This is a genomic window from Ilyobacter sp., assembly GCF_041583315.1.
In the GTDB taxonomy this organism is placed as follows: Bacteria; Fusobacteriota; Fusobacteriia; order Fusobacteriales; family Fusobacteriaceae; genus Ilyobacter.
On sequence record NZ_JBFHGC010000601.1, the window covers coordinates 1 to 1636 of the forward strand.

The 1636-nt window shown below is 35.9% G+C and carries 3 protein-coding genes; 1 reads left to right on the plus strand and 2 read right to left on the minus strand.

Annotated elements, in window-relative coordinates; translation table 11 throughout:
* Positions 1 to 247: 247 nt before the first annotated feature.
* On the minus strand, positions 248 to 796 hold the full coding sequence (locus ABZA26_RS14610) for a hypothetical protein (protein WP_372715220.1): 549 nt from the start codon (positions 794 to 796) through the stop codon (positions 248 to 250).
* A gap of 29 nt (positions 797 to 825) precedes the next feature.
* Positions 826 to 1083: a hypothetical protein gene (locus ABZA26_RS14615; protein WP_372715221.1), complete on the minus strand. Its 258-nt coding sequence runs from the start codon at positions 1081 to 1083 to the stop codon at positions 826 to 828.
* Between the two features lie 14 nt (positions 1084 to 1097).
* On the opposite strand from ABZA26_RS14615, the gene ABZA26_RS14620 reads away from it, so the two are divergent.
* Positions 1098 to 1538, plus strand: a complete 441-nt coding sequence (locus ABZA26_RS14620; protein ID WP_372715222.1) for a hypothetical protein — start codon at positions 1098 to 1100, stop codon at positions 1536 to 1538.
* Positions 1539 to 1636: the final 98 nt, after the last annotated feature.

The window sequence follows — 1636 nt, forward strand, 5'->3', positions numbered from 1 at the left end:
AATCTTTAGAATCTTTAAAATCTTTTAAAGGTCTTGAAGTGCCTATTCGCAGGACGAGCGTGAAGAAATATAATCAATTTTACGTAAAGAAAATACAATGTCTGAGCGGCGCGAGTTTTGTATTTTTAGTAAAATTTATTATATTTTAGCTTGGACAAGACAAGGCTTGATTTTTGGTTACTTTTCATCAAGGAAAAGTAACAGACTTCTGTGTAAATTAAATAATTTATATAAAATTAAAAAAAACTCACCTTATCTCCTCCATATCAGCAAAAATCCCTCCCAGTATAAAATAACTGAGGCTTATAAGGAAAATGGATATCACTATCCCTATTAGACTTATAGCCATTAAAACAGCTGTCAGTATACAATTGCTGTATAGAGGAAGATCCTTCAATTTTCCGATTAACTCAATAGGTGCATCCAGTCTCTTTAAAAAAATAGAATATATAACCAGTAATACAAGGTCTGTCACTGCAAATATAAGCTGAAACCAGAAAAGCTCAGAAGGATAAACCTTTGCCAAAATCATTCCGCCGTGTCCTGCTATGGTAATGCATATCATCAAGTTAATTATTATGTCCATCTTGAAACTGCCGAGTCTGTTGTTCAGCTCTTCTTTAAACCTCAGCATTATAAAGGTGAAAATCACAACAGAAAAAAATGTGCCTGTAGATATTATCCAGAAGGGAGGCCTCTGAGATTCCCGGGTTATCTGAAGAGACTGGAGAATAAGATTATATCCTCCGTAAAAAAAACATATTTGCTTCATCCCGCCAAGAGATACCTCTTTCATAAAAATCCCACCTTTTTATAATGACACTTTTAATTCTTAGAATCCTCCAGATAACTCATCTCCATAAAAATATTTCCCAGAATAAAATAACTCAAACTTATCAAGAATACAGCAAAAATAATTCCTACTATTGTAAATATCATAAACACCGCCACGAGAATACAATTACTGTACAACCTCAGACTTTTCACTTTTTCAAGTTTTTCCAGGGGAGCATCCAAATTTTTTAGAAAAATAGCATATACAATATCCAAAACCATTCCCCCTATACCCAGGAAAAGCTGCATATAGAGCACACCCTGTGCTCTTTTTGGTTAATATCGTGGCTTGCGCATCTGTAAGCAATAAAAAAAGGACAGACTGTATTTCAATGTTAAATTCAAGAGCGACTGAAGTCGAAGTGGCATTTCAAGGAATCGATGACAAGTACTTTGCAATAATAAACGATAAGTTTAAGCCAGCCAATTTTAAGGGCAACAGCAAAAAGGCTAATGAGGCGAAAGCCCAATTTTACAATGATTTCGAAAAAGAATTTAAGGCAAAGATTTTCAGTATAAAAACATCCCCAGCTTTTTATAGAGAGCTTTCTGAAAAAATATCTAAGGACACCTCATACTATCCGAAAGCATGCAGCAAACCAGATCTTATCCAAAACAACATTACCTCTGACCTAGCCAGCTACGAAAAGGCATGGATAATTATTCTGCCTTTAGCTGATCACTATGCCAAACAGTCGAAATAAAAATTTTGGCTAACCATTTGCTCCACACGGACGGTTGATACAGTTGTGGCATTCGCGAAAAAGTCCCTGCTCTGCAAGCGGCCCAGCGCCGCCGGTGA